The organism is Pseudomonas sp. GM_Psu_1, assembly GCF_026544185.1.
GTDB classification, from domain to species: Bacteria; Pseudomonadota; Gammaproteobacteria; order Pseudomonadales; family Pseudomonadaceae; genus Chryseomonas; species Chryseomonas oryzihabitans.
Genome location: NZ_JALNUX010000006.1, coordinates 219,204 through 238,699 on the forward strand (window position 1 = coordinate 219,204; position 19,496 = coordinate 238,699).

15 protein-coding genes are annotated in these 19,496 nt (G+C 68.5%); 7 read left to right on the forward strand and 8 right to left on the reverse strand.

Annotated features, from left to right (window positions below; translation table 11 throughout):
• Positions 1-50 precede the first annotated feature (50 nt).
• Positions 51-2,180, reverse strand: coding sequence for a methyl-accepting chemotaxis protein (locus OXS31_RS12745; protein ID WP_267399343.1), 2,130 nt, complete (start codon positions 2,178-2,180; stop codon positions 51-53).
• Positions 2,181-2,341: 161 nt separating this feature from the next.
• Between OXS31_RS12745 and OXS31_RS12750 the strand changes: the two genes are divergently transcribed.
• A complete protein-coding gene (locus OXS31_RS12750) occupies positions 2,342-3,163 on the forward strand; it encodes a M48 family metallopeptidase (RefSeq protein ID WP_007162727.1) in 822 nt (273 codons plus the stop codon).
• Between the two features lie 117 nt (positions 3,164-3,280).
• On the opposite strand, the gene OXS31_RS12755 is transcribed toward OXS31_RS12750, so the two are convergent.
• Positions 3,281-4,282, reverse strand: coding sequence for a class I SAM-dependent methyltransferase (locus OXS31_RS12755; protein ID WP_267399346.1), 1,002 nt, complete (start codon positions 4,280-4,282; stop codon positions 3,281-3,283).
• Between the two features lie 29 nt (positions 4,283-4,311).
• A complete protein-coding gene (locus OXS31_RS12760; protein WP_074584093.1) occupies positions 4,312-5,271 on the reverse strand; it encodes a 2-hydroxyacid dehydrogenase in 960 nt (319 codons plus the stop codon).
• Between the two features lie 94 nt (positions 5,272-5,365).
• Between OXS31_RS12760 and OXS31_RS12765 the strand changes: the two genes are divergently transcribed.
• A complete protein-coding gene (locus tag OXS31_RS12765) occupies positions 5,366-5,953 on the forward strand; it encodes an ACP phosphodiesterase (RefSeq protein ID WP_044341930.1) in 588 nt (195 codons plus the stop codon).
• Here the strand turns inward: OXS31_RS12765 and OXS31_RS12770 are convergent.
• Positions 5,896-6,693: a lysophospholipid acyltransferase family protein gene (locus OXS31_RS12770; RefSeq protein ID WP_074584094.1), complete on the reverse strand. Its 798-nt coding sequence runs from the start codon at positions 6,691-6,693 to the stop codon at positions 5,896-5,898. The genes OXS31_RS12765 and OXS31_RS12770 overlap by 58 nt on opposite strands.
• The gene (locus tag OXS31_RS12775; protein ID WP_007162722.1) at positions 6,690-7,418 is read right to left on the reverse strand and encodes a GNAT family N-acyltransferase; all 729 of its coding nucleotides are present in this window, start codon (positions 7,416-7,418) and stop codon (positions 6,690-6,692) included. The genes OXS31_RS12770 and OXS31_RS12775 overlap by 4 nt, the downstream gene beginning before the upstream one ends.
• A gap of 225 nt (positions 7,419-7,643) precedes the next feature.
• On the opposite strand from OXS31_RS12775, the gene OXS31_RS12780 reads away from it, so the two are divergent.
• Entirely contained in the window at positions 7,644-8,129 is a 486-nt protein-coding gene (locus tag OXS31_RS12780) for a peptidylprolyl isomerase (protein WP_027598438.1), read from the forward strand.
• Between the two features lie 129 nt (positions 8,130-8,258).
• Here OXS31_RS12780 and cysZ read toward each other — a convergent pair whose 3' ends face one another.
• The gene (gene cysZ / locus OXS31_RS12785; RefSeq protein WP_181086067.1) at positions 8,259-9,011 is read right to left on the reverse strand and encodes a sulfate transporter CysZ; all 753 of its coding nucleotides are present in this window, start codon (positions 9,009-9,011) and stop codon (positions 8,259-8,261) included.
• Between the two features lie 299 nt (positions 9,012-9,310).
• Between cysZ and trxB the strand changes: the two genes are divergently transcribed.
• The gene (gene trxB, locus OXS31_RS12790; protein WP_267399356.1) at positions 9,311-10,285 is read left to right on the forward strand and encodes a thioredoxin-disulfide reductase; all 975 of its coding nucleotides are present in this window, start codon (positions 9,311-9,313) and stop codon (positions 10,283-10,285) included.
• Positions 10,286-10,495: 210 nt separating this feature from the next.
• On the opposite strand, the gene glyA is transcribed toward trxB, so the two are convergent.
• Both glyA and OXS31_RS12800 read right to left on the reverse strand, forming a co-directional pair.
• Positions 10,496-11,749 (reverse strand): serine hydroxymethyltransferase, encoded by a 1,254-nt coding sequence (gene glyA, locus OXS31_RS12795; RefSeq protein WP_027602952.1) that lies wholly within the window; start codon positions 11,747-11,749, stop codon positions 10,496-10,498.
• A gap of 123 nt (positions 11,750-11,872) precedes the next feature.
• Complete coding sequence (locus tag OXS31_RS12800) at positions 11,873-16,066, reverse strand: EAL domain-containing protein (protein ID WP_115946696.1); 4,194 nt, start codon at positions 16,064-16,066, stop codon at positions 11,873-11,875.
• Positions 16,067-16,277: 211 nt separating this feature from the next.
• Between OXS31_RS12800 and ettA the strand changes: the two genes are divergently transcribed.
• The 3 genes from ettA (at position 16,278) to modB (ending at position 19,494) form a co-directional block, all read left to right on the forward strand.
• The gene (gene ettA, locus OXS31_RS12805; RefSeq protein ID WP_007162716.1) at positions 16,278-17,942 is read left to right on the forward strand and encodes an energy-dependent translational throttle protein EttA; all 1,665 of its coding nucleotides are present in this window, start codon (positions 16,278-16,280) and stop codon (positions 17,940-17,942) included.
• 114 nt (positions 17,943-18,056) lie between these two features.
• On the forward strand, positions 18,057-18,812 hold the full coding sequence (modA, locus tag OXS31_RS12810) for a molybdate ABC transporter substrate-binding protein (RefSeq protein WP_267399366.1): 756 nt from the start codon (positions 18,057-18,059) through the stop codon (positions 18,810-18,812).
• 4 nt (positions 18,813-18,816) lie between these two features.
• Complete coding sequence (gene modB / locus OXS31_RS12815; RefSeq protein ID WP_144956162.1) at positions 18,817-19,494, forward strand: molybdate ABC transporter permease subunit; 678 nt, start codon at positions 18,817-18,819, stop codon at positions 19,492-19,494.
• The last annotated feature ends 2 nt before the right edge of the window (positions 19,495-19,496 follow it).

The window sequence follows — 19,496 nt, forward strand, 5'->3', positions numbered from 1 at the left end:
TGCCTCTCCCAGGAGGGAGAGGGGGTGGCTTGGCACTTGAGGGGAGGGGGCTAGACCCGGAACCGTCCCGCCAGCTGGCGTTGCTGTTCGGCCAGTTCGCGCAGTTGCTGGCCGGCGCGGGAGGCGCTGTCGGCTTCGCCGTGGACCGCCTGGGCGCTCTGGCCGATATTGACCACGTTGCGATTGATGTCCTCGGCCACCGCGCTCTGTTCTTCCGCGGCGCTGGCGATCTGCAGATTCATGCTGGTGATCTCGCCCACCGCCGCCAGGATGGTGTCCAGGGCCTGGCGGGTGGCCTCGGTCTGGGCGACCTGGGTGCTGGTCTGGGCACCGCTGGCCTGCATCACCGTCACCGCCTCGCGGGTGCCCTGCTGCAGGCGCTGGATCATCTCCTGGATCTCGCCGGTGGCGACCTGGGTCTTTTGCGCCAGGTTGCGCACCTCGTCGGCCACCACGGCGAAGCCGCGGCCCTGCTCGCCGGCCCGCGCCGCCTCGATGGCGGCGTTGAGTGCCAGCAGATTGGTCTGCTCGGCGATGCCGTTGATGGTGGTGAGGATGGAGCCGATGTTCTCGCTGTCCTCGGCGACCCGGCGGACCTGCTCCACCGCGCGCTCGATCTCCCGGGCGAGGGTGGCGCTGCTGGCGACGTTCTGCTGCACCAGCCGCTGGCCTTCGTTGACCGCGCCGTCCGCCTCGGTGGCGGCCCGCGCCGCGCGACCGGCATTGCCGGCCACGTCCTGGGCGGTGGCGGTCATCTCCTGCATGGCGGTGGCCAGCTGGTCGATCTCCTGCAACTGGCGCTGCACGCCGTCGCGGGTGCGCTGGGCGATATGGGAGGTGTGCTCGGCGGCCGAGGCCACCTCGCCCACGGAGCGGATCAGCTGGCCGATGAGGCCCTGCAGCGAGGCCAGGAAGCGATTGAAGCCGCCGGCCATGGCACCGACCTCGTCGCGGCGCTCGGTGGCGAGGCGCTGGGTGAGGTCACCGTCGCCCTGGCCGATGGCGTCGAGCATGGTCACCATCTGCCTCAGCGGCCGGGCGATGCGCAGGCTGATCAGCCAGAGTACCAGCAGACCGGCGCCGGCGACCGCCAGGCCCACCAGCAGCATGCCGATCACGTCCTGGTGGCGTTGGCTACCCAGGGTGTCCTTGAGGCTGTAGAGGTCGGCCAGCACGGCTTCGCGGGGGAGTTCGATGATCAGCGTCCAGACCTGGCGGTTGTCGCCGGCGAAGCGCAGCGGCAGATAGACCTGATAGCGCTCGCTCTGGGCGTCGAAGCGACGGGTGACGCCTTCGCCGAGGTCCTTGAGGCCGGTCAGGGTCGCGCCCAGCACCGGTTCGGCCGGTTTGCCCAGCTGGCTGGCATCGGCGGTGTAGGCGACCAGGGTGCCGCGCCCGGCCACCAGGGCCATGCGGCCCACGCCGCCATAGAGGCGGCCATTGGCCTTGACCAGCTGGCGCTGGATGAAGTCCAGCGGCACGTCGGCACCGACCACGCCCTTGAAGGCGCCGCCGACCAGGATCGGCACGTTGAAGGAGGCGATCAGCACCTGCTGCTCGTTGACCGTGTCGGGCATGGGATCGAGCACGCAGGTGGTGCGAATTTCCCGCGGGCAGAGGTAGTACTCGCCTTCGCGCACGCCCGAGGGCAGCCGGGTCTGGCTTTCCACGGTCGGGCCGATCGGTTCCACCGTCACATCGCCGTCGAGGGTCTTGTGCCACCAGGGGGTGAAGCGCCCATGCTCGTCGTAGCCGGCCGCGGCATCACCGCGATGGCGGTCGTCCTGGCCGTCGATGGCATTGGGTTCCCAGACGGTATAGAGACTGAGCAGGCCGGACTGGCGCTGCAGACTCCGGCCCAGCAGGCGGACCAGACTCTGGCGATCCAGCTCGACCTGCTGGTCGCCCGGACTGGCCATGGCCACGTTGAGTTGCGCCAGCTGACTGGCCAGTTGCAGGGGGACGTCCAGCTGGCGTTGCAGCTGGTTGCCCACGGCCTCGGCCTCGGCCGTGAGCCGGGCTTCGGCGGCCGTGGCGGCCAGGGCCTCGGTATGGCTGTCGACCAGGGCGCGGGTGCGCTGACCGGCGAACAGGGTGTAGGCGATCAGGGCAGCGACCACCGCCAGGATGCAGGCGCCGGCCAGCAGGGTGATGGAGGTGCGGATGGAGCGGGAATTCATGGGGGACTCCGGGGCGTTCGATACCGGGAGCTATCGGCGCAGATGTCTGTCCATTGAGGCCTCCGGTCGGCTGGCAGGAGAGCGTTGCCGGGCATTACCGGACGTTGCCGGGTCTGACGCCCCTCTCTAGACTGTATCCGCCTCGATACCTGGAGATTCCCATGCGCCGTATCCTTCCCCTCGCAGGCCTGTCCCTGAGCCTGCTGCTGGTCGCCTGCCAGACCGTCAATACCACCTCCGGTGGTGCGGTCGGGGTGCAGCGCAAGCAGTACATGTTCAGCATGCTGTCCGAGCAGCAGGTCAACCAGATGTACGCCCAGTCCTATGCCAAGACGGTCAGCGAGGCCAAGTCCGCCGGCAAGCTGGCCAACGACACGGCCGACGGCAAGCGCGTGGCCGCCATCGCCAAGCGGCTGATCCCGCAGACCGCGGCCTTCCGTCCGGACGCGGTGAACTGGGATTGGCAGGTCAACCTGGTGCAGAGCGACGAACTCAACGCCAACTGCGGCCCGGGCGGCAAGATCTTCGTCTACAGCGGCCTCATCGATCAGCTCAAGCTGACCGACGACGAACTGGCGGCGGTGATGGGCCACGAGATCGCCCACGCCCTGCGCGAGCACAGCCGCGAGCAGATGTCGCGGGCCTATGCCATCCAGATGGGCGAGAACCTCGGCGGCGCCCTGCTGGGCGTCGGCCAGGGCGGCATGCAGCTGGCCGACCAGGTGTCCCAGGTGGCCCTGACCCTGCCGTTCAGCCGCGGCAACGAGAACGAGGCGGATCTCATCGGTCTGGAGCTCTCGGCGCGCGCCGGCTACAACCCCAATGCCGCCATCACCCTCTGGCAGAAGATGGCCCAGGCCAGCCAGGGCAAGCAGCCGGCGGAATTCCTCAGCACCCACCCCTCCGACGCCAACCGCACCAAGGCGCTGCAGGCGGCGATTCCCAAGGTGATGCCGCTGTACGAAGCGGCGAAGAAGGGTTGAGGGTTTGGGTTGGGTGAGAGGGTTTCCCTCACCCCAGCCCTCTCCCAGGGGGAGAGGGGGCGGGTAGGCGCCGTAGGCTGGGTTGAGTGCAGCTAAGCCCGGCAGGGCTCAGCGTCGCTACCGCCGCCGGGCGCTGTAGACCTTGAAGCCGTCGCGTTCGGCCAGGGTGCGGCAATTGCCGAAGGCGGCCTCGATCAGTGGCGGATAGCGCAGGAAGCTGTTGGCCACCAGGCGCAACTCTCCGCCGGGACGCAGATGGCGCACCGCCTCGGCCAGCAGGGTCTCGGTGGTGCGGTAGTCGGTCTTCACGCCGCTGTGGAAGGGCGGATTGCTGACGATGGCGGCAAGACCGCTAGGCGCCGCGGCGATGCCGTCACCGGCGATCACGGTTCCGGCCAGGCCATTGGCCGCCAGGGTCTGGCGACTGCTGGCCACGGCGAAGGCGTCCACGTCGAGCAGGTGCAGGGTGCTGGCGGGATAGCGGCGGGCCAGGGCGGCGCCGACCACGCCGGCGCCACAACCGAAGTCCAGCACCGCCCCCTCGGGCAGGCCGTCGAGGTGTTCCAGCAGCAGCGCCGTGCCCACGTCCAGCCGGCCGTGGCTGAACACGCCCGGTAGGCTGAGAATCTCCAGACTCATCCCCGCCCGCTCCAGCCGGTGGCGTTGCAGCCAGGCGTCCGGCTGCGGATCGGCCGAGGTACGAGCGCCCTGCACCACCCACAGTTGGCAATGGCGGGCACTGTCGAGCTTGCTGGCCTGGCCCAGGGCGCCCAGCTGGCGCGCCGCGCGTTCGATCCCGGCCTTCTTTTCCCCGACCAGAAAGAGACTGCCCGCAGCCGGCAGGCGCTGGCTCAGGGCGGTGAGCAGGAAGTCGGTGGCCTCGCGGGACTTGGGCAGGAACAGCACGGCAGCGGTGAAGTCGCCCGCCGGGGGCTCGATCCCCAGGCTGACGCGACCCGGATAGCGCCGCATCAGTTGTTCGGCCTCGCCCGCGTGCCAACTCCAGCCGCTGGCCGCAGGCAGGGCGCCCAGCAGGTCATCGGCCGGCAAGCCGGCCAGCAGCAAGGCGCCGCCAAAGCGCTCGGGGTGACGGAGGAGGACTTCGCTGCGCGGATCCATGGGGCTACCTGGCGAAAAAAGCGCGAACTTTAGCAGACCACCCGCTGCGGCGTGCCGGCGAAATGACCCTCGGCATTGGCGGCGAGCTGGCCAATGATCCGCTGGCGCGCCTCGCGACTGCCCCAGGCGTTGTGCGGGGTGACGATCAGTCGTGGAATGTCACCGGTCAGCAGCGGATTGCCGTCGCGCGGCGGCTCGACGCTGAGCACGTCGGTGGCGGCGCCGGCCAGGTGGCCGCGTCTCAGGCAGTCGGCCAGGGCCTGTTCGTCGACGATGCCGCCGCGGGCGGTGTTGACCAGGAAGGCCGTGGGTTTCATCGCCGCCAGTTCCGCCGCACCGATCAGGCCGCGGGTCTGCTCGGTCAGCGGACAGTGCATCGTCAGGGCATCCACCTGGGGCAGGAGCTCGGCCAGGGGCAGGCTGCCCGGGCGGGCGGGCCGACCGGGCAACTGGCCCACCAGGGTCTGCATGCCGAAGGCTTCGGCCAGCCGCTTGACCGCGCTGCCCAGTTCGCCGAGGCCGAGCAGACCGAGGGTCTTGCCCTCCAGCTCGACGATGGGGTGATCGAGCAGGCAGAACTGGCTGGCGCTCTGCCAGCGACCGGCGCGGATGTCCGCCTGGTAGTCCGGCAACCGGGTGGCCAGGGCCAGCAGCAGCGCCAGGGTGTGCTGGGCGACCGAGGCGGTGCCGTAGCCCTGGCAGTTGCAGACGCGCACGCCCTGGGCACGTGCGGCTTCCAGGTCGATGTTGTTGGTGCCGGTGGCGCTGACCAGGATCAGCTTCAACTCGGGGCAGGCGGCCAGGATGGCGGCGTCCAGCACCACCTTGTTGACGAGGGCGACCTGGGCGCCGGCCAGGCGCGCCGCGACCTCCTCCGGGGCGCTCGCCGGATGGAGTTCAAGTTCGTCGAACACCGCGCGCAAGGGCGCCGGGTCCAGATCGCCCAGGTCGAGAGAGGCATAGTCGAGGAACACGGCGCGAACGGGCATGACGACTCCAGCGGACAGGGAAGGGAGGTCCGAGCCTAGCAGCCGCGGGTCGTCCAGGAAAACCGCCCGGGCGCGGCTGGAGTATGCTGAGGGGATGAATTATCTCGCGCACCTGCACCTGGGCGGCCCCGGCCGCGAAGATCGCCTCGGCAGTCTCTACGGCGATTTCGTCAAGGGCTCGGCGGACGTCTGGCCGGCCGGGATTGCCGCCGGCATTCGGCTGCACCGGCGCATCGACGTCTATACCGACGACCATCCCCTGGTGATCCGGGCCAAGACCCGGTTGCCCGCGGCGCGGCGGCGGGTGGCCGGACTGCTGGTGGATGTCTTCTTCGATCACTGCCTGGCGCGCCTCTGGCACGACTATGCCGAGCAGCCGCTGCCGGATTTCGTCGCGGACTGCTACCAGACCCTGCTGGAGGAGCCGGAGCTGCCGCCGCGGCTGGCCCGCATTGCGCCCCTGATGGCGCGTCAGGACTGGCTGGGCAGCTACCAAGACTTCGCCGTGCTGGAGCGGGTGGTGGAAGGCATGGCGCGGCGGCTGTCACGCCCGGAGCTGCTGGCCGGGGCCTTCGCCGAACTGGACGCCGCCTACGATGGCCTGCTGGCAGACTTTCGCGACTTCTATCCGCAGTTGCAGGCCTTTGCCGCCGCCGAGCGGGCGGCGCGGGTTTCCAGCTGAATCCCGAGGCGGCCGGCGATGGCCGCCTGGCAGCGACCCGCCAGTACCTGGCGCGCCTGGCCCTGGGGCAGCACCGCGGGCAGCAACTCGATCCTCAGGGTGGTCCCGCCGTTGTCCAGCAGCCGCAGCAGATGACTCACCAGGTCGTCGTCGCCGATGAAGGCCGCGTCCCGATCCGGCTCGCCGTGGCGCCAGTAGCTCAGGGCCACGGGTTGCAGCGGGGTGCCGGTGGCGATGGCCGGACTCAGCAGCCGACCATGAAAGGTGCGCAGCACGCTGCCGTCGGTGGTGGTGCCCTCGGGAAAGAGCGCCAGTGACAGGCCCTGGGTCAGGCGCGTGGTCAAGGCCTCGCCCAGGGCGTCGCCGCGTTCGGCACCGCGGCGGATGAACAGGGTGCCGGCCTGACGCGTCAGCCAGCCGGCGAAGGGCCAGTCCGCCACCTCCGCCTTGGACAGGAAACCCAGCGGCCGCAGGCTGCCGAGGGCGACGATGTCCAGCCAGGACACATGATTGGCCAGCCACAGGTGGGTGCCGCGCGGCACCTCGCCCCGGACCTCCAGGCGCAGGCGCAGCGCCCGGGCCAGCAGCTGGAAGAAGCGCCGCGTCAGCCGTTGCCGCAGCCCCAGGCAGGGCCGCCGACCGAGCGTTACCGCCAGCGCCACCGTCAGGGCGAACAGCGCCCCGAGCAGCAGCGCGGCCAGCACCGGCAGCAGCCGCAGGGCGAGGCGCAGTCGCCTCATACCGCGGCCTTGAAGTGGCGGGCATAGCGCGGGCAGAGGTCTTCGCGCTTGAGCAGGATGAAGACGTCGGCCACGCCGAATTCCGGATCCCAGCAGGGCGCGCCGCAGACCTGGGCGCCCAGGCGCAGATAGGCCTTGAGCAGGGGCGGCAGCTGCACCACCAGGTTGTCGGGCACGGCGACGAAGGGCAGCGGGCGCCGCGGCGTGGCGCGGATCGCCGGGATGCGTTCGTCCCGCGCGGCCTGGCGCAGCAGGGCGGCGGCCTGCAGGCCGCCATCGGCCATGGGCACGCTGGCGCAGCCCATGAGGTAGCGATAGTCGCCACAGGCCATGATCTCGGCCAGTTCCGCCCACAGCAGGGCGATGGCCGCGCCGGTGCGATGCCCGGGCGCCACGCAGGTGCGGCCGATTTCCAGCAGCGGACCCTGCAGGCCGTCCAGGCCTTCCAGCTGGAATTCGCTTTCGCTGTAGAGACTGCCCAGACGCTCGCGGCGGCGCCCGTCGAGCAGTCGCGTGGTGGCGATCAGTTCGCCGCTGCGCAGGTCGCGCACCCCCAGGTGCAGGCAGTGGGCGTCGTAGGCGTCCTGGTCGAGGTTGTCGGCGAAATGCACGCCGTAGGTACTGCCGAAGACCGCGGCCCGCAGGCGCTGGGCGGCGCGGATATCCGCGGCGGTCGACAGGCGTTCGGCGCGCAGCGCGGGCGGTGCGGACACTGGAATCGGCATGGCAGGGCTCCGGCAGTGGGTATGCAGCAAACCCTAGGTAGCCGGGATGACAGCCCCGTGAAGCGGCCGTGGCGATCTCGTGACGAGCGGTCGGGCACCGTTGCAGGGGCGCCCTCCAGATGCCTCCGGGCGCCAGGGGACTGACCGAACGCATTCGCAATTGCTAGGTTGGACGCGTAGACTGATGCGTCAATCCTATTTTTTCCCAGCATGAAGGTTCTGGCCATGCAGATCGCGGCGAACACGGCAGTATCCATCGACTACACCCTGACCAACGACGCCGGCGAAGTCATCGACAGCTCCGCTGGTGGTGCTCCGCTGGTGTACCTGCAAGGCGCGGGCAACATCATTCCCGGCCTCGAGCGCGCCCTGTCCGGCAAGCAGGCCGGCGACGAGCTTAAGGTGGCCATCGAGCCGGAAGACGCCTACGGCGAATACACCCCCGAACTGGTTGCCACCCTGGGCAAGGAAATGTTCGAAGGCGTGGACGAGCTGGAAGTGGGCATGCAGTTCCACGCCTCCGGCCCGGACGGCGCCATGCAGATCGTCACCGTGCGTGACATCGACGGCGACCAGGTCACCGTCGACGGCAACCACCCCCTGGCTGGCCAGCGTCTGAACTTCGACGTCAAGGTGGTCAACGTGCGTGCGGCCAGCGACGAAGAAATCGCCCACGGCCACATCCATGGCGAAGGTGGTCACCACCACTAAGCCTGGCCTCAGGCTCCTGCGACGCCCGTGTCCGGCCTTGCCGGCGCGGGCGTTGTCGTTTGTGGCGTCCATGCGGGGTGGCCCTCACCCCAACCCTCTCCCAGGGGGAGAGGGGGCTGGTAGGGTGCCTTAGGGACGCACCACCAGGGCCTTGTCGCCCCCTTCCCGCACCCAGAACAGCGTCGCCCCGGCCACTGCGGCGGGCATGAACAGGGCGTTCAGGCCAGGGACCAGCAGCGCCAGGTAGGTCACCCCGCCAAAGCCCAGGCAGCGCAGGCGGCGGGTGCGCAGCCAGGCGAGCATGGCACGGAAGTCCAGCTTGTGGTTGTCGGCGGGAAAGTCGATGTACTGCACCGCCATCATCCAGACGCCGAACAGGATCCACAGCGGCGCGGCGATCAGGTTGAGGCCGGGGATGAAGGTCAGCACCAGCAGGCCCAGGGCGCGCGGCAGGTAGTAGCCCAGCTTGCGCAGTTCGCGCTGCAGGGTGCGTGGCACCATGGTGACCAGTTCGGTGAGGTTGAACGGCGGGAAGTCGTCCTGGCCGCGCACCATGACCTCGACCTTTTCCGCCAGAAAGCCGTTGAAGGGCGCCGCCACCAGGTTGGCCAGCATCGTGAAGGTAAAGAAGATGATCGCCAGCAGCAGGAGCACGAACAGTGGCCAGAGCAGCCATTCGACGAAGCTCGCCCAGGCCGGCAGGCTTGGCATCAGCTGCTCCAGCCAACCCTCGAAGCCGCGCACGGCAGAGGTGAGAATGGCGGCGTAGAGCAGTAGGTTGATGGTCAGCGGGATGACCACGAAGCGGCGCATGCCGGGGCGGGTCACCAGGCGCAGCCCTTCGGCGAAGTAGGCGGAGCCGGACAGCGGAGCGACGGCCATGAAGATTCCTGACAGGTGGCGGGAGGCACAGCTTACCTCAGGGCTCCCTGGCCGAAGCGGTCGACATAGGCGCGCCCTATGGTCTGGATTTAGAATGGTCGCTTCTGTGGAGGGGCGGCACCCGTTAGGCTGAGCCCCATCCCTGGACCCGGTGTCCGCCTTTCGGCGCCGGTCGCGCCGTCGCCAGGAGCGACCGGCGCTTGCGGAACGGCTCCGCACGCACACCGGCCGGCATGCCCCCAGGGCGCGCCGGCCACTCTACTCTTAGGTCTGCCGGAGACCCCGGCAGGGAGAATGTCATGTCTGAAGTCAGCAACTCGCGCCATTCGCGTCTCATCATCCTCGGTTCCGGTCCGGCCGGTTACACGGCCGCGGTCTATGCCGCCCGTGCCAACCTCAAGCCGCTGCTGATCACCGGCATGCAGATGGGCGGCCAGCTGACCACCACCACCGAAGTCGACAACTGGCCGGGTGATCCCCACGACCTGACCGGTCCGGCGCTGATGGAGCGGATGCGCGAGCACGCCGAGCGCTTCGAGACCGAGATCGTCTTCGATCACATCAACGCCGTGGACTTTGGCGGCAAGCCCTACACCCTCAAGGGTGACAGCGCCACCTACACCTGCGACGCCCTGATCATCGCCACCGGTGCCAGCGCCCGCTACCTGGGCCTGGCCAGCGAGGAGGCCTTCATGGGCAAGGGCGTGTCCGCCTGCGCCACCTGCGACGGCTTCTTCTATCGCAACCGCGAGGTGGCGGTGGTCGGCGGCGGCAACACCGCGGTCGAGGAAGCCCTGTACCTGGCCAACATCGCCAGCAAGGTGACCCTGATCCACCGCCGCGAGACCTTCCGCGCCGAGAAGATCCTGCAGGACAAGCTGCGTGCCCGGGTTGCCGAGGGCAAGATGGCGCTCAAACTCAACGCCAGCGTCGACGAGGTGCTGGGTGACAACATGGGCGTCACCGGCGTGCGCATCAAGAACAACGATGGCAGCAGCGAAGAGCTGCAGGTGGCCGGTCTGTTCGTCGCCATCGGCCATACCCCCAACACCGGGTTGTTCGAAGGCCAGCTGGAGACCCACAACGGCTATCTGGTGGTGAAGGGCGGCCGCGAGGCCAATGCCACCGCCACCAACGTGCCGGGCGTGTTCGCCGCCGGCGACGTGGCCGACCACACCTACCGCCAGGCCATCACCTCGGCCGGTGCCGGCTGCATGGCGGCGCTGGACGCCGAGCGCTACCTGGATGGGTTGGGCGATCTCCAGGTCCTCTAAGGCCTGATCAACGCCTGACAAAGAAAAACCCCGGCACTGGCCGGGGTTTTTCGTTTTCGGAAGCTTCCGGCGTGCGGCAAGAGCTGGCCTGGCTGCCTTGACGACCCTTCTGGAAATGCAAAGAGCCCCGGCCGATTGGTCGGGGCTCTTTGTTCTGGGGGTTCCCTCACCCCGGCCCTCTCCCAGGGGGAGAGGGGGAAGGCGTGCCTCTTACTTGCCGTAGACCGGCAGGCGAGCGCAGACGGCCTTGACCTTTTCACGGACGGCGTCGATCACCGATTCGTCGCCCATGTTGCCGAGGATGTCGCAGATCCAGCCGGCCAGTTCGCGGCACTCGGCTTCCTGGAAGCCACGGGTGGTGACGGCCGGGGTGCCGATGCGCAGACCGGAGGTGACGAAGGGCGAGCGCGGATCGTTCGGCACCGAGTTCTTGTTCACGGTGATGAAGGCGCGACCCAGGGCGGCGTCCGCGTCCTTGCCGGTGATTTCCTGCTTGATCAGGCTGAGCAGGAACAGGTGGTTGTCGGTGCCGCCGGAGACGACGTCGAAGCCACGCTCGATGAACACGCCGGCCATGGCCTGGGCGTTCTTGATCACCTGCTGCTGGTAGGTCTTGAACTCGGGCTGCAGGGCTTCCTTGAAGCACACCGCCTTGCCGGCGATGACGTGCATCAGCGGGCCGCCCTGGGCACCGGGGAAGACCGCCGAGTTGAGCTTCTTCTCGATGGCTTCGTTGGCCTTGGCCAGGATCAGGCCGCCACGCGGACCGCGCAGGGTCTTGTGGGTGGTGCTGGTGACCACGTCGGCGAAGGGGACCGGGTTGGGGTAGACGCCAGCGGCGACCAGGCCGGCGAAGTGGGCCATGTCGACGAACAGGTAGGCACCCACGGCATCGGCGATGGCACGGAAGCGGGCGAAGTCCAGCACCTGGGAGTAGGCGGAGTAGCCGGCGACGATGACCTTGGGCTTGTGCTCCTGGGCCAGGCGCTCGACCTCGGCGTAGTCGATCAGGCCCTGCTCGTCGATGCCGTACTGCACGGCGTTGTACAGCTTGCCGGAAGAGGACACGGTGGCGCCGTGGGTCAGGTGACCGCCGTGAGCCAGGCTCATGCCGAGGATGGTGTCACCGGCTTCGATCAGCGCGAGGTAGACGGCCGAGTTGGCCTGGGAGCCGGAGTGCGGCTGGACGTTGGCGTAGTCGGCGCCGAACAGCTGCTTGGCGCGGTCGATGGCCAGTTGCTCGACCACGTCGACGTATTCGCAGCCGCCATAGTAGCGCTTGTGGGGATAGCCTTCGGCGTACTTGTTGGTCAGCACGCTGCCCTGGGCTTCCATGACCGCCGGGCTGGTGTAGTTCTCCGAAGCGATCAGCTCGATGTGATCTTCCTGACGCTGGGCTTCCTGCTGCATGGCGGCATACAGGTCGGCGTCGAAGCGGGCGAGGGTGGTTTCACGGCTGAACATGGCGGCAGGGTCCCCTGAGGCATGGCGAAGAGCGAGCCCGATCGGGCTCGTGAGGGGCAGTATTCTACCCCATCGCGGGAACTCTGAGGTATGAGCGCCGGTCATGCGGTGGCGCCATCGGTCTCATGTCAGGACCGGAAACAGCCCCTGGTGCTCCAGCCGTTCGCGCAGCAGATCCGGCGGCAGCGGACGGTCGAAGAGGAAGCCCTGCACCTCGTCGCAGCCATGCAGGCGCAGGAATTCCAGTTGCGCCGGTTCCTCGACGCCCTCGGCGATCACCGAGAGATTGAGGCTGTGGGCCATGGCGATGATGGCCCGGGCGATCTGCGCATCCTGCTCGCCGTGGGGCAGGCCGTCGACGAAGCTGCGGTCGATCTTGAGGATGTCGATGGGGAACTGCTTGAGGTAGTTGAGCGAGGAATAGCCGGTGCCGAAGTCGTCCACCGCGATGCACAGGCCCAGGCTCTTGAGTTCGCCGAGCAGTTGCAGGGCCTCGCCGACGTCGCGCATCAGGATGCTCTCGGTCAGTTCCAGTTCCAGGCAGGCCGGCGCCAGGCCGGTCTCGGCGAGGATCGCGGCGATGCGCTGGCCGAGCTGGCCGTCGCTGAATTGCCGCGCGGAGAGATTCACCGAGACCTTGGGAATGCGCACCCTGGCCGCGTGCCATTCGCGCATCTGCCGGCAGGCCTCGCGAATCACCCAGTCCCCGACCTGGACCACCAGGCCGATCTCTTCGAGCACCGGGATGAATTCCGCCGGCGAGACGTGGCCGCGCACCGGATGCTCCCAGCGCAGCAGGGCCTCGACCCCGGTCAGGCGCCGGTTGTCGCAGCGGTACTGCGGCTGGTAGTGCAGGCGGAATTCGCCCTGCAGCAGGGCGTGCCGCAGATCGGCTTCCAGTTCCAGGCGTTCCAGGGCGCGGGCGTTCATCTCGGCCTGGTAGAACTGGAAGTTGTTCTTGCCCATCTCCTTGGCGTGGTACATGGCGGTGTCGGCGTTCTTCATCAGCTGGCTGAGCTCATGGCCGTCCTGCGGCGAGAGGGCGATGCCGATGCTGGCGGAGACGAAGAATTCGCGGCCTTCGAGCACGAAGGCCTCGGACAGCTGGGTGAGGATCTGCTCGCCGACGCGGATCGCCTGGGCCAGGGCCACCTCGCGGGTTTCCAGGCCCGACAGCAGCAGGGTGAATTCGTCGCCGCCCATGCGCGCCACGCTGTCCTCGGTGCCCACGCAGGCGGTCAGGCGCATGGCCACCTCCTTGAGCAGGCGGTCACCGGCGGCGTGGCCGAGGCTGTCGTTGATCGGCTTGAAGCGGTCGAGGTCGAGGAACATCAGCACCACCCAGCTGCCGTTGTGGCGACTCTGCTGCAGGGCGTTGTGCAGGCGGTCCTGGAACAGGGTGCGGTTGGGCAGCAGGGTCAGGGCGTCGTAGTAGGCGAGGCGATGGATGCGTCTTTCGCTGGCCTTGCGCTCGCTGATGTCGACAAAGAAGCAGACATAGCTCATCAGGTCGCCGTCGTCGTCGCGGATGGCGGTGATGCCGACCCAGGAGGGGTAGGGCTCGTTGTCCTGGCGTCGCTGCCAGAGTTCGCCTTCCCAGCTCTCCTGGGTGCGCAGCTGCTGCATCACGTGCTGCAGCTGGTTGGCTTCCTGCTTGTCCGCGCAGAGCATCATCGGCTGCTGGTCGAACACCTCTTCGGGGCTGAAGCCGGTGATGCGGGTGAAGGTGCGGTTGACCCGCACGATGTAGCCGGCCGGGTCGGTGACCAGGATGGCGCCGGCGGAGTGGTCGAAGACCGTGGCCGCCATGCGCATGTCCTTTTCCGTGCGGCGCTGGGCGGAGATGTCGCGGCAGATGCCGAGCAGGCCGGCGAAGCGCTCGTGGTCGTCCCACAGCGGCTTGAGGCGCAGCTCGATCTGCAGGGTGTGACCCTGGGCGTGCAGGCAATCCAGCAGCAGGGGCGCGAAGTGTTCCCGGCGCAGCTCGGCCAGGGCGCGCGGATCGTCGAGGCTGCGCAACAGCCGCTGCAGGGTGCGGCGGAATTCCTGCAGCTGGCGCGAATGCACCACCAGCTCGGCCAGGGTGCGCTGTTGCAGCTCGGCGACGGGATAGCCGAGCAATTCCTCGACCGAGGGGCTGAGGTAGTTGAGCACCAGCTGGGCGTCGGTGGTGAAGATGACGTCGCTGATGCTTTCCGCCAGCTGCCGGTAGCGATTCTCGCTCTCGCGCAGGCGCTCGCTGGCGCGGACCATGTCGGTGACGTCCAGGGCCAGCCCCACCACGCTCGCCGCGCTGCCGTCCGCCGCACTGGCGAGGCGTTGCTCGCGCACGTCGAACCAGCGCCAGCCGCCATTGCGGTGCTGCCAGCGTAGGAGGCTGCTGCTGGGCTGGTCGCACAGCGTCGGCCGCATGCTGACCACCCGCTCGTGCAGTTCGACGTCGTCCGGGTGCAGGCGCGCGCGACCCAGGCTGGCGAAGGCCTCCGGCGGATAGCCGAGCTTGAGCGCCAGCGAATGACTCTCGTAGGTCAGCTCGCCACTGGCCACGTCGTAGGTGTAGAGGGTGTCGGGGATGGCGCTGATCAGATTCGACCAGAAGCTGTCGCGCTCGAGCAGGCGCAATTCGCCGAGCTTGCGCTGGGTGATGTCGGTGAGGCTGAGCAGGGTGGCATCGAGGTGCTGGGGATCGGCCGGCAGGTGCATGGTCAGCCAGAGATGGCGCTCGCCCTCGGCGGTGTCGATGCAGGTCTCGAGTTCCAGCACCTGCTGGCCGGAGAGCAGACCGGCCAGCAGGCGGTAGCGCTTGCCGCCGAGCTGGACGCGGGAGTCACCCACCAGCCGCGCCCAGGCCTGGTCCAGGTGGCCGATGCCGAGCATTTCCAGGGCGCGCTGGTTGATCTCGGTGATGCGCACCTGACGGCCCAGGGCATCCAGGGCCTCGGGCTGGCGGGCGAACAGCTCCGCCAGTTGCTCGGGACGTTCCAGGCCCAGTGCGTGCATGTGGGGATGGACGGCGCTCAGATCGACCACGCAGATGCCGGTGTGCACCCCGTTGAAGATGCTTTCGTAGCGCTGCCGGGTGGTCTGGATGGTCTCCAGGTTGCGCTGCTGCTCGGTGACGTCGCGCAGTACCCAGACGAAGCCGTCCTGGGTCTGGGTGCGGTCGCGCAGGACGCGGGCGCTGGGCTGGCTGGCCGCCAGGGCATGGCAGCTGACCGCGAAGCGCCGCGGCTGGCCTTCCACCACCAGGGTGACCAGGGCACCGCCATCACGTTCGGCGGGCGTCAGGGCCACCACCTCGGGCAACAGACTGGCGAGGAAGAACTGCTGGGCGTCATCGGCGGCGATGCCCAGCAGACGGGCGGCGGTGGCGTTGACATGGACCAGGCGACCGTCGGCCTGGGTCATGCAGACGGCTTCCTCGATGCCGTTGAGGGCGATGCCGGCCAGGCGCAGGCCGCGTCGCGAGGCGAGGGTCAGGGCGCGCAGGCCACGTTCTTCGCGCAGCAGCAGGTAGAGCAGGATGACCGCCACCAGGCCGGACAGGCCGAACAGCGCCAGGCGGCCGAAGGAGGCCCCCAGCAGGGTGGTGCCCATGTCTTCGGCGGGATGGCTGCCCACCACCTGCCAGTTGCTGTAGGCCAGCTCCTGGCGTACTTCATCGCGGCTGTCCGCCGCCGGGGTCGCCCCGCCGCGGAACAGCAGGGTGCCCTGGGCGCGATCTTCCAGGCGCCAGTCGAGGCCGGACGGGACCCGGGTCGGCCGCCACAGGGGTTCGAGCAGGGGGGCGCTGGTCAGCACCCACCAGCCCCGCTGCTCCTCGCGATCGCCGGCCAGCAGCACATAGAGGGGCGCCGCCGCGGCCTCGGCATTGTAGCCGTAGCGGAAATCGGCCTGGCCGGCGCGCGCGATCAGTTGCTGGATGAAGGCGGCGTCCGGCGTATCGCCCAGGCGGGCGGCGCGCAGAGTGGCGTTGGCCGGCAGCCAGCGCACCTGTTGCAGCCCGGGAAAGAAGTCCTGGAGGCCGAGCAGCAGGTTGGGAGCCAGCGGCAGGGTAGGGTCCAGCGACCAGCGCAGGGTGCTGCGCACCGCCTGGGCCTTGAGCGCCAGGCCGAATTCGACGGTGTTGGCCAGTTGCTGGGTCAGGCTGTCCAGCTGTTCGCGCCGCAGGGCCTCGCGCTCGGCCACGCTGGCGAAGGCCTGCCAGAACATCAGGGCCAGCATGGCCACCAGCGAAAGGACGAGCAGGCCGCGGGTGAGGCGTCGCGAGGCGGGGGCGAGCGGCGCTTCCGGCAGCGAGGAGGGCGGGCTGTTCACGACGGACTGCGTTCCTGCAGAGGCGATGGCCGTTCGGCTGCGCCCGATTCCGCGGGGCAGGGATGGCCTATGATAAGGGACCGGACGGTGTCTCCGCCGGTTTTTTCCGCGTGATCAGCGCCGGCGCTTTCGTCGCGCGGGGTTTCGACAGCGTTCGCTGCTGACGCCATACTGTGTCCCCTGTTTTTCATTCCGGTCCCAAGGTCCCACCATGGCTCAATACGTCTACACCATGCATCGGGTCGGCAAGGTCGTGCCGCCCAAGCGTGAAATCCTCAAGAACATCTCCCTGTCGTTCTTTCCCGGCGCCAAGATCGGCGTGCTCGGTCTGAACGGTGCGGGTAAATCGACGCTGCTGCGCATCATGGCCGGCGTCGATACCGAGATCGAAGGTGAAGCGCGTCCGATGCCCGGTATCAATGTGGGTTATCTGCCGCAGGAACCGAAACTTGATCCCGAGCAGACGGTTCGTGAGGTGGTCGAGGAAGCGGTCGGTCAGATCAAGCAGGCCCAGGCCCGCCTGGACGAGGTCTATGCCGCCTACGCCGAGCCGGATGCCGACTTCGACGCCCTGGCCGCCGAGCAGGCCAAGCTGGAAGCCATCCTCCAGGCCGCCGACGGTCACAACCTGGACCGCCAGCTGGAAGTCGCCGCCGACGCCCTGCGCCTGCCGGCCTGGGACGCCAAGGTCGGGGTGCTTTCCGGTGGCGAGAAGCGCCGCGTGGCCCTGTGCCGCCTGCTGCTGTCGGCCCCCGACATGCTGCTGCTGGACGAACCCACCAACCACCTGGACGCCGACTCGGTGGCCTGGCTGGAGCACTTCCTCCACGACTTCCCCGGTACCGTGGTGGCCATCACCCACGACCGCTACTTCCTCGACAACGTCGCCGGCTGGATCCTGGAACTGGACCGTGGCCAGGGCATCCCCTTCGAGGGCAACTACTCCGGCTGGCTGGAATCCAAGGCCGCGCGCCTGACCCAGGAAGCCAAGCAGGAAGCCGCCCATGCCAAGGCCATGAAGGCCGAACTGGAATGGGTGCGCTCCGGTGCCAAGGCCCGCCAGTCCAAGTCCAAGGCCCGCCTGCAGCGCTTCGAGGAAATGCAGTCCCAGGAATTCCAGAAGCGCAGCGAGACCAACGAGATCTACATCCCCGCCGGCCAGCGCCTGGGCGACAAGGTCATCGAGTTCAAGAACGTCAGCAAGGGCTACGGCGATCGCCTGCTGATCGACGACCTGAGCTTCGTGGTGCCCAAGGGCGCCATCGTCGGTGTCATCGGCGGCAACGGCGCGGGCAAGTCGACCCTGTTCCGCATGATCATGGGCAAGGAGCAGCCGGATTCGGGCAGCATCGAGATCGGCGACACCGTGCAACTGGCCAGCGTCGACCAGAGCCGCGAGAACCTGTCCGACACCAAGACCGTCTGGGAGCAGGTCTCCGATGGCTCCGACGTGATCAAGATCGGCAACTACGAGGTACCCTCGCGCAGCTATGTGGGTCGCTTCAACTTCAAGGGCGCCGACCAGCAGAAGTTCGTCAAGGACCTCTCCGGCGGTGAGCGCGGTCGTCTGCACCTGGCGCTGACCCTCAAGCAGGGCGGCAACGTGCTGCTGCTGGACGAACCCTCCAACGACCTGGACGTGGAAACCCTGCGCGCCCTGGAAGACGCCCTGCTGGACTTCCCCGGCGCGGCCATCGTGATCTCCCACGATCGCTGGTTCCTCGACCGCATCGCCACCCACATCCTCTCCTACGAGGATGACTCCAACGTGGTGTTCTTCGAAGGCAACTACACCGAGTACGAAGCCGATCGCAAGAAGCGCCTGGGCGAGGCCGCGGCCCAGCCCAAGCGGGTGAAGTACAAGAAGCTGGCCTAAGCGCCAGAACCAACGCCGGCGGGGCCACCTGCCGGCGTTTTCTTTTGTGCCCTCCGCAGCCGCCAGCGTCCTGCGGCTGCGGAGGGATTGCCAGCCCCCGAGGAAGAAAGCCCGATGCCATCCAGCCGTTCCCGCCTGTTGCTTTCCCTGCTCACCGCGGCCCTGGCCACCCCGGCCCTGGCCGATGAGGTCCAGGTCGCCGTGGCCGCCAATTTCAGCGCGCCGCTCAAGGCCATCGGCGAGCGCTTCGCCCAGGACACCGGCCATCAGCTGGTGATTTCCAGCGGCGCCACCGGCCAGCTCTATGGCCAGATCAGGAATGGCGCGCCCTTCGCGGTCTTTCTCTCCGCTGACGACAGCACCCCGGCCAGGCTGGAAAGCGAGGGCGCGGCGGTCAAGGGCTCGCGCTTCACCTATGCCATCGGCACCCTGGCGCTCTGGTCGCCCAAGCCCGGCTATGTGGACGGTGACGGCGCGGTGCTCAAGCGGAACGCCTTCACCCACCTGGCCGTGGCCAATCCCAAGACCGCGCCCTATGGCCTGGCCGCCAGCCAGGTGCTGGCCAAACTGGGCCTGACCGAGGCGGTCGCGGCCAAGCGGGTGGAAGGCCAGAACATTACCCAGACCTACCAGTTCGTCGCCACCGGCAATGCCGAGCTGGGCTTCGTCGCCCTGTCGCAGATCTACGGGGACGGCAAGATCAAGGAAGGCTCGGCCTGGATCGTGCCGGCCGAACTCTATGCGCCGATCCGCCAGGACGCCGTGTTGCTGGACAAGGGCCAGGACCAGCCGGCGGCCAAGGCGCTGCTGGCCTATCTCAAGGGCCCCCAGGCGGCCGCGGTGCTCAAGGCCTACGGCTACCGGCAGTGACGCCATGAGCCTGAGCGCGGCGGACTGGGCGGCGATCCGCCTGACCCTGGAACTGGCCAGCGTGACCACCCTGCTGCTCCTGGTGTTGGGTACGCCCCTCGCCTGGTGGCTGGCGCGCACCCGCTCCCGGCTCAAGGGGCCGGTCGGCGCCCTGGTGGCCCTGCCGCTGGTGCTGCCGCCCACGGTGATCGGCTTCTACCTGCTGCTGGCCATGGGGCCGGAGGGCTGGGTAGGGCAATTGACCGAGGCGCTGGGGCTGGGGCGGTTGCCCTTCACCTTCGCCGGGCTGGTGGTGGGTTCGCTGTGCTATTCGCTGCCCTTCGTGGTGCAGCCGCTGCAGAACGCCTTCGAGGCCATCGGTCCGCGCCCGCTGGAAGCGGCGGCGACCCTCAGGGCCAGTCCCCTGGATACCTTCTTCCACGTGGTGCTGCCGCTGGCGCGGCCGGGCTTCGTCACCGCCGCCATCCTCGGCTTTGCCCATACCGTGGGCGAATTCGGCGTGGTACTGATGATCGGCGGCAACATTCCCGGGCGCACCCAGGTGGTCTCCACCCAGATCTTCAATCATGTGGAAGCCATGGAGTATCCCCAGGCGCACCTGCTGGCCGGGGGCATGCTGGCCTTCTCCTTCGTGATCCTGCTGCTGCTCTATGGGCGCCGTGGGCGGTCGGCCTGGACATGAGT

Coding starts and splice junctions, on each gene's coding strand:
- OXS31_RS12770 (WP_074584094.1), bottom strand. CDS start 6,693: ATGAGGCGACTGCGCCTCGCCCTGCGGCTGCTGCCGGTGCTGGCCGCG.
- ettA (WP_007162716.1), top strand. CDS start 16,278: ATGGCTCAATACGTCTACACCATGCATCGGGTCGGCAAGGTCGTGCCG.
- modB (WP_144956162.1), top strand. CDS start 18,817: ATGAGCCTGAGCGCGGCGGACTGGGCGGCGATCCGCCTGACCCTGGAA.
- OXS31_RS12750 (WP_007162727.1), top strand. CDS start 2,342: ATGCGCCGTATCCTTCCCCTCGCAGGCCTGTCCCTGAGCCTGCTGCTG.
- glyA (WP_027602952.1), bottom strand. CDS start 11,749: ATGTTCAGCCGTGAAACCACCCTCGCCCGCTTCGACGCCGACCTGTAT.
- trxB (WP_267399356.1), top strand. CDS start 9,311: ATGTCTGAAGTCAGCAACTCGCGCCATTCGCGTCTCATCATCCTCGGT.
- OXS31_RS12760 (WP_074584093.1), bottom strand. CDS start 5,271: ATGCCCGTTCGCGCCGTGTTCCTCGACTATGCCTCTCTCGACCTGGGC.
- modA (WP_267399366.1), top strand. CDS start 18,057: ATGCCATCCAGCCGTTCCCGCCTGTTGCTTTCCCTGCTCACCGCGGCC.
- OXS31_RS12745 (WP_267399343.1), bottom strand. CDS start 2,180: ATGAATTCCCGCTCCATCCGCACCTCCATCACCCTGCTGGCCGGCGCC.
- OXS31_RS12775 (WP_007162722.1), bottom strand. CDS start 7,418: ATGCCGATTCCAGTGTCCGCACCGCCCGCGCTGCGCGCCGAACGCCTG.
- OXS31_RS12780 (WP_027598438.1), top strand. CDS start 7,644: ATGCAGATCGCGGCGAACACGGCAGTATCCATCGACTACACCCTGACC.
- cysZ (WP_181086067.1), bottom strand. CDS start 9,011: ATGGCCGTCGCTCCGCTGTCCGGCTCCGCCTACTTCGCCGAAGGGCTG.
- OXS31_RS12755 (WP_267399346.1), bottom strand. CDS start 4,282: ATGGATCCGCGCAGCGAAGTCCTCCTCCGTCACCCCGAGCGCTTTGGC.
- OXS31_RS12765 (WP_044341930.1), top strand. CDS start 5,366: ATGAATTATCTCGCGCACCTGCACCTGGGCGGCCCCGGCCGCGAAGAT.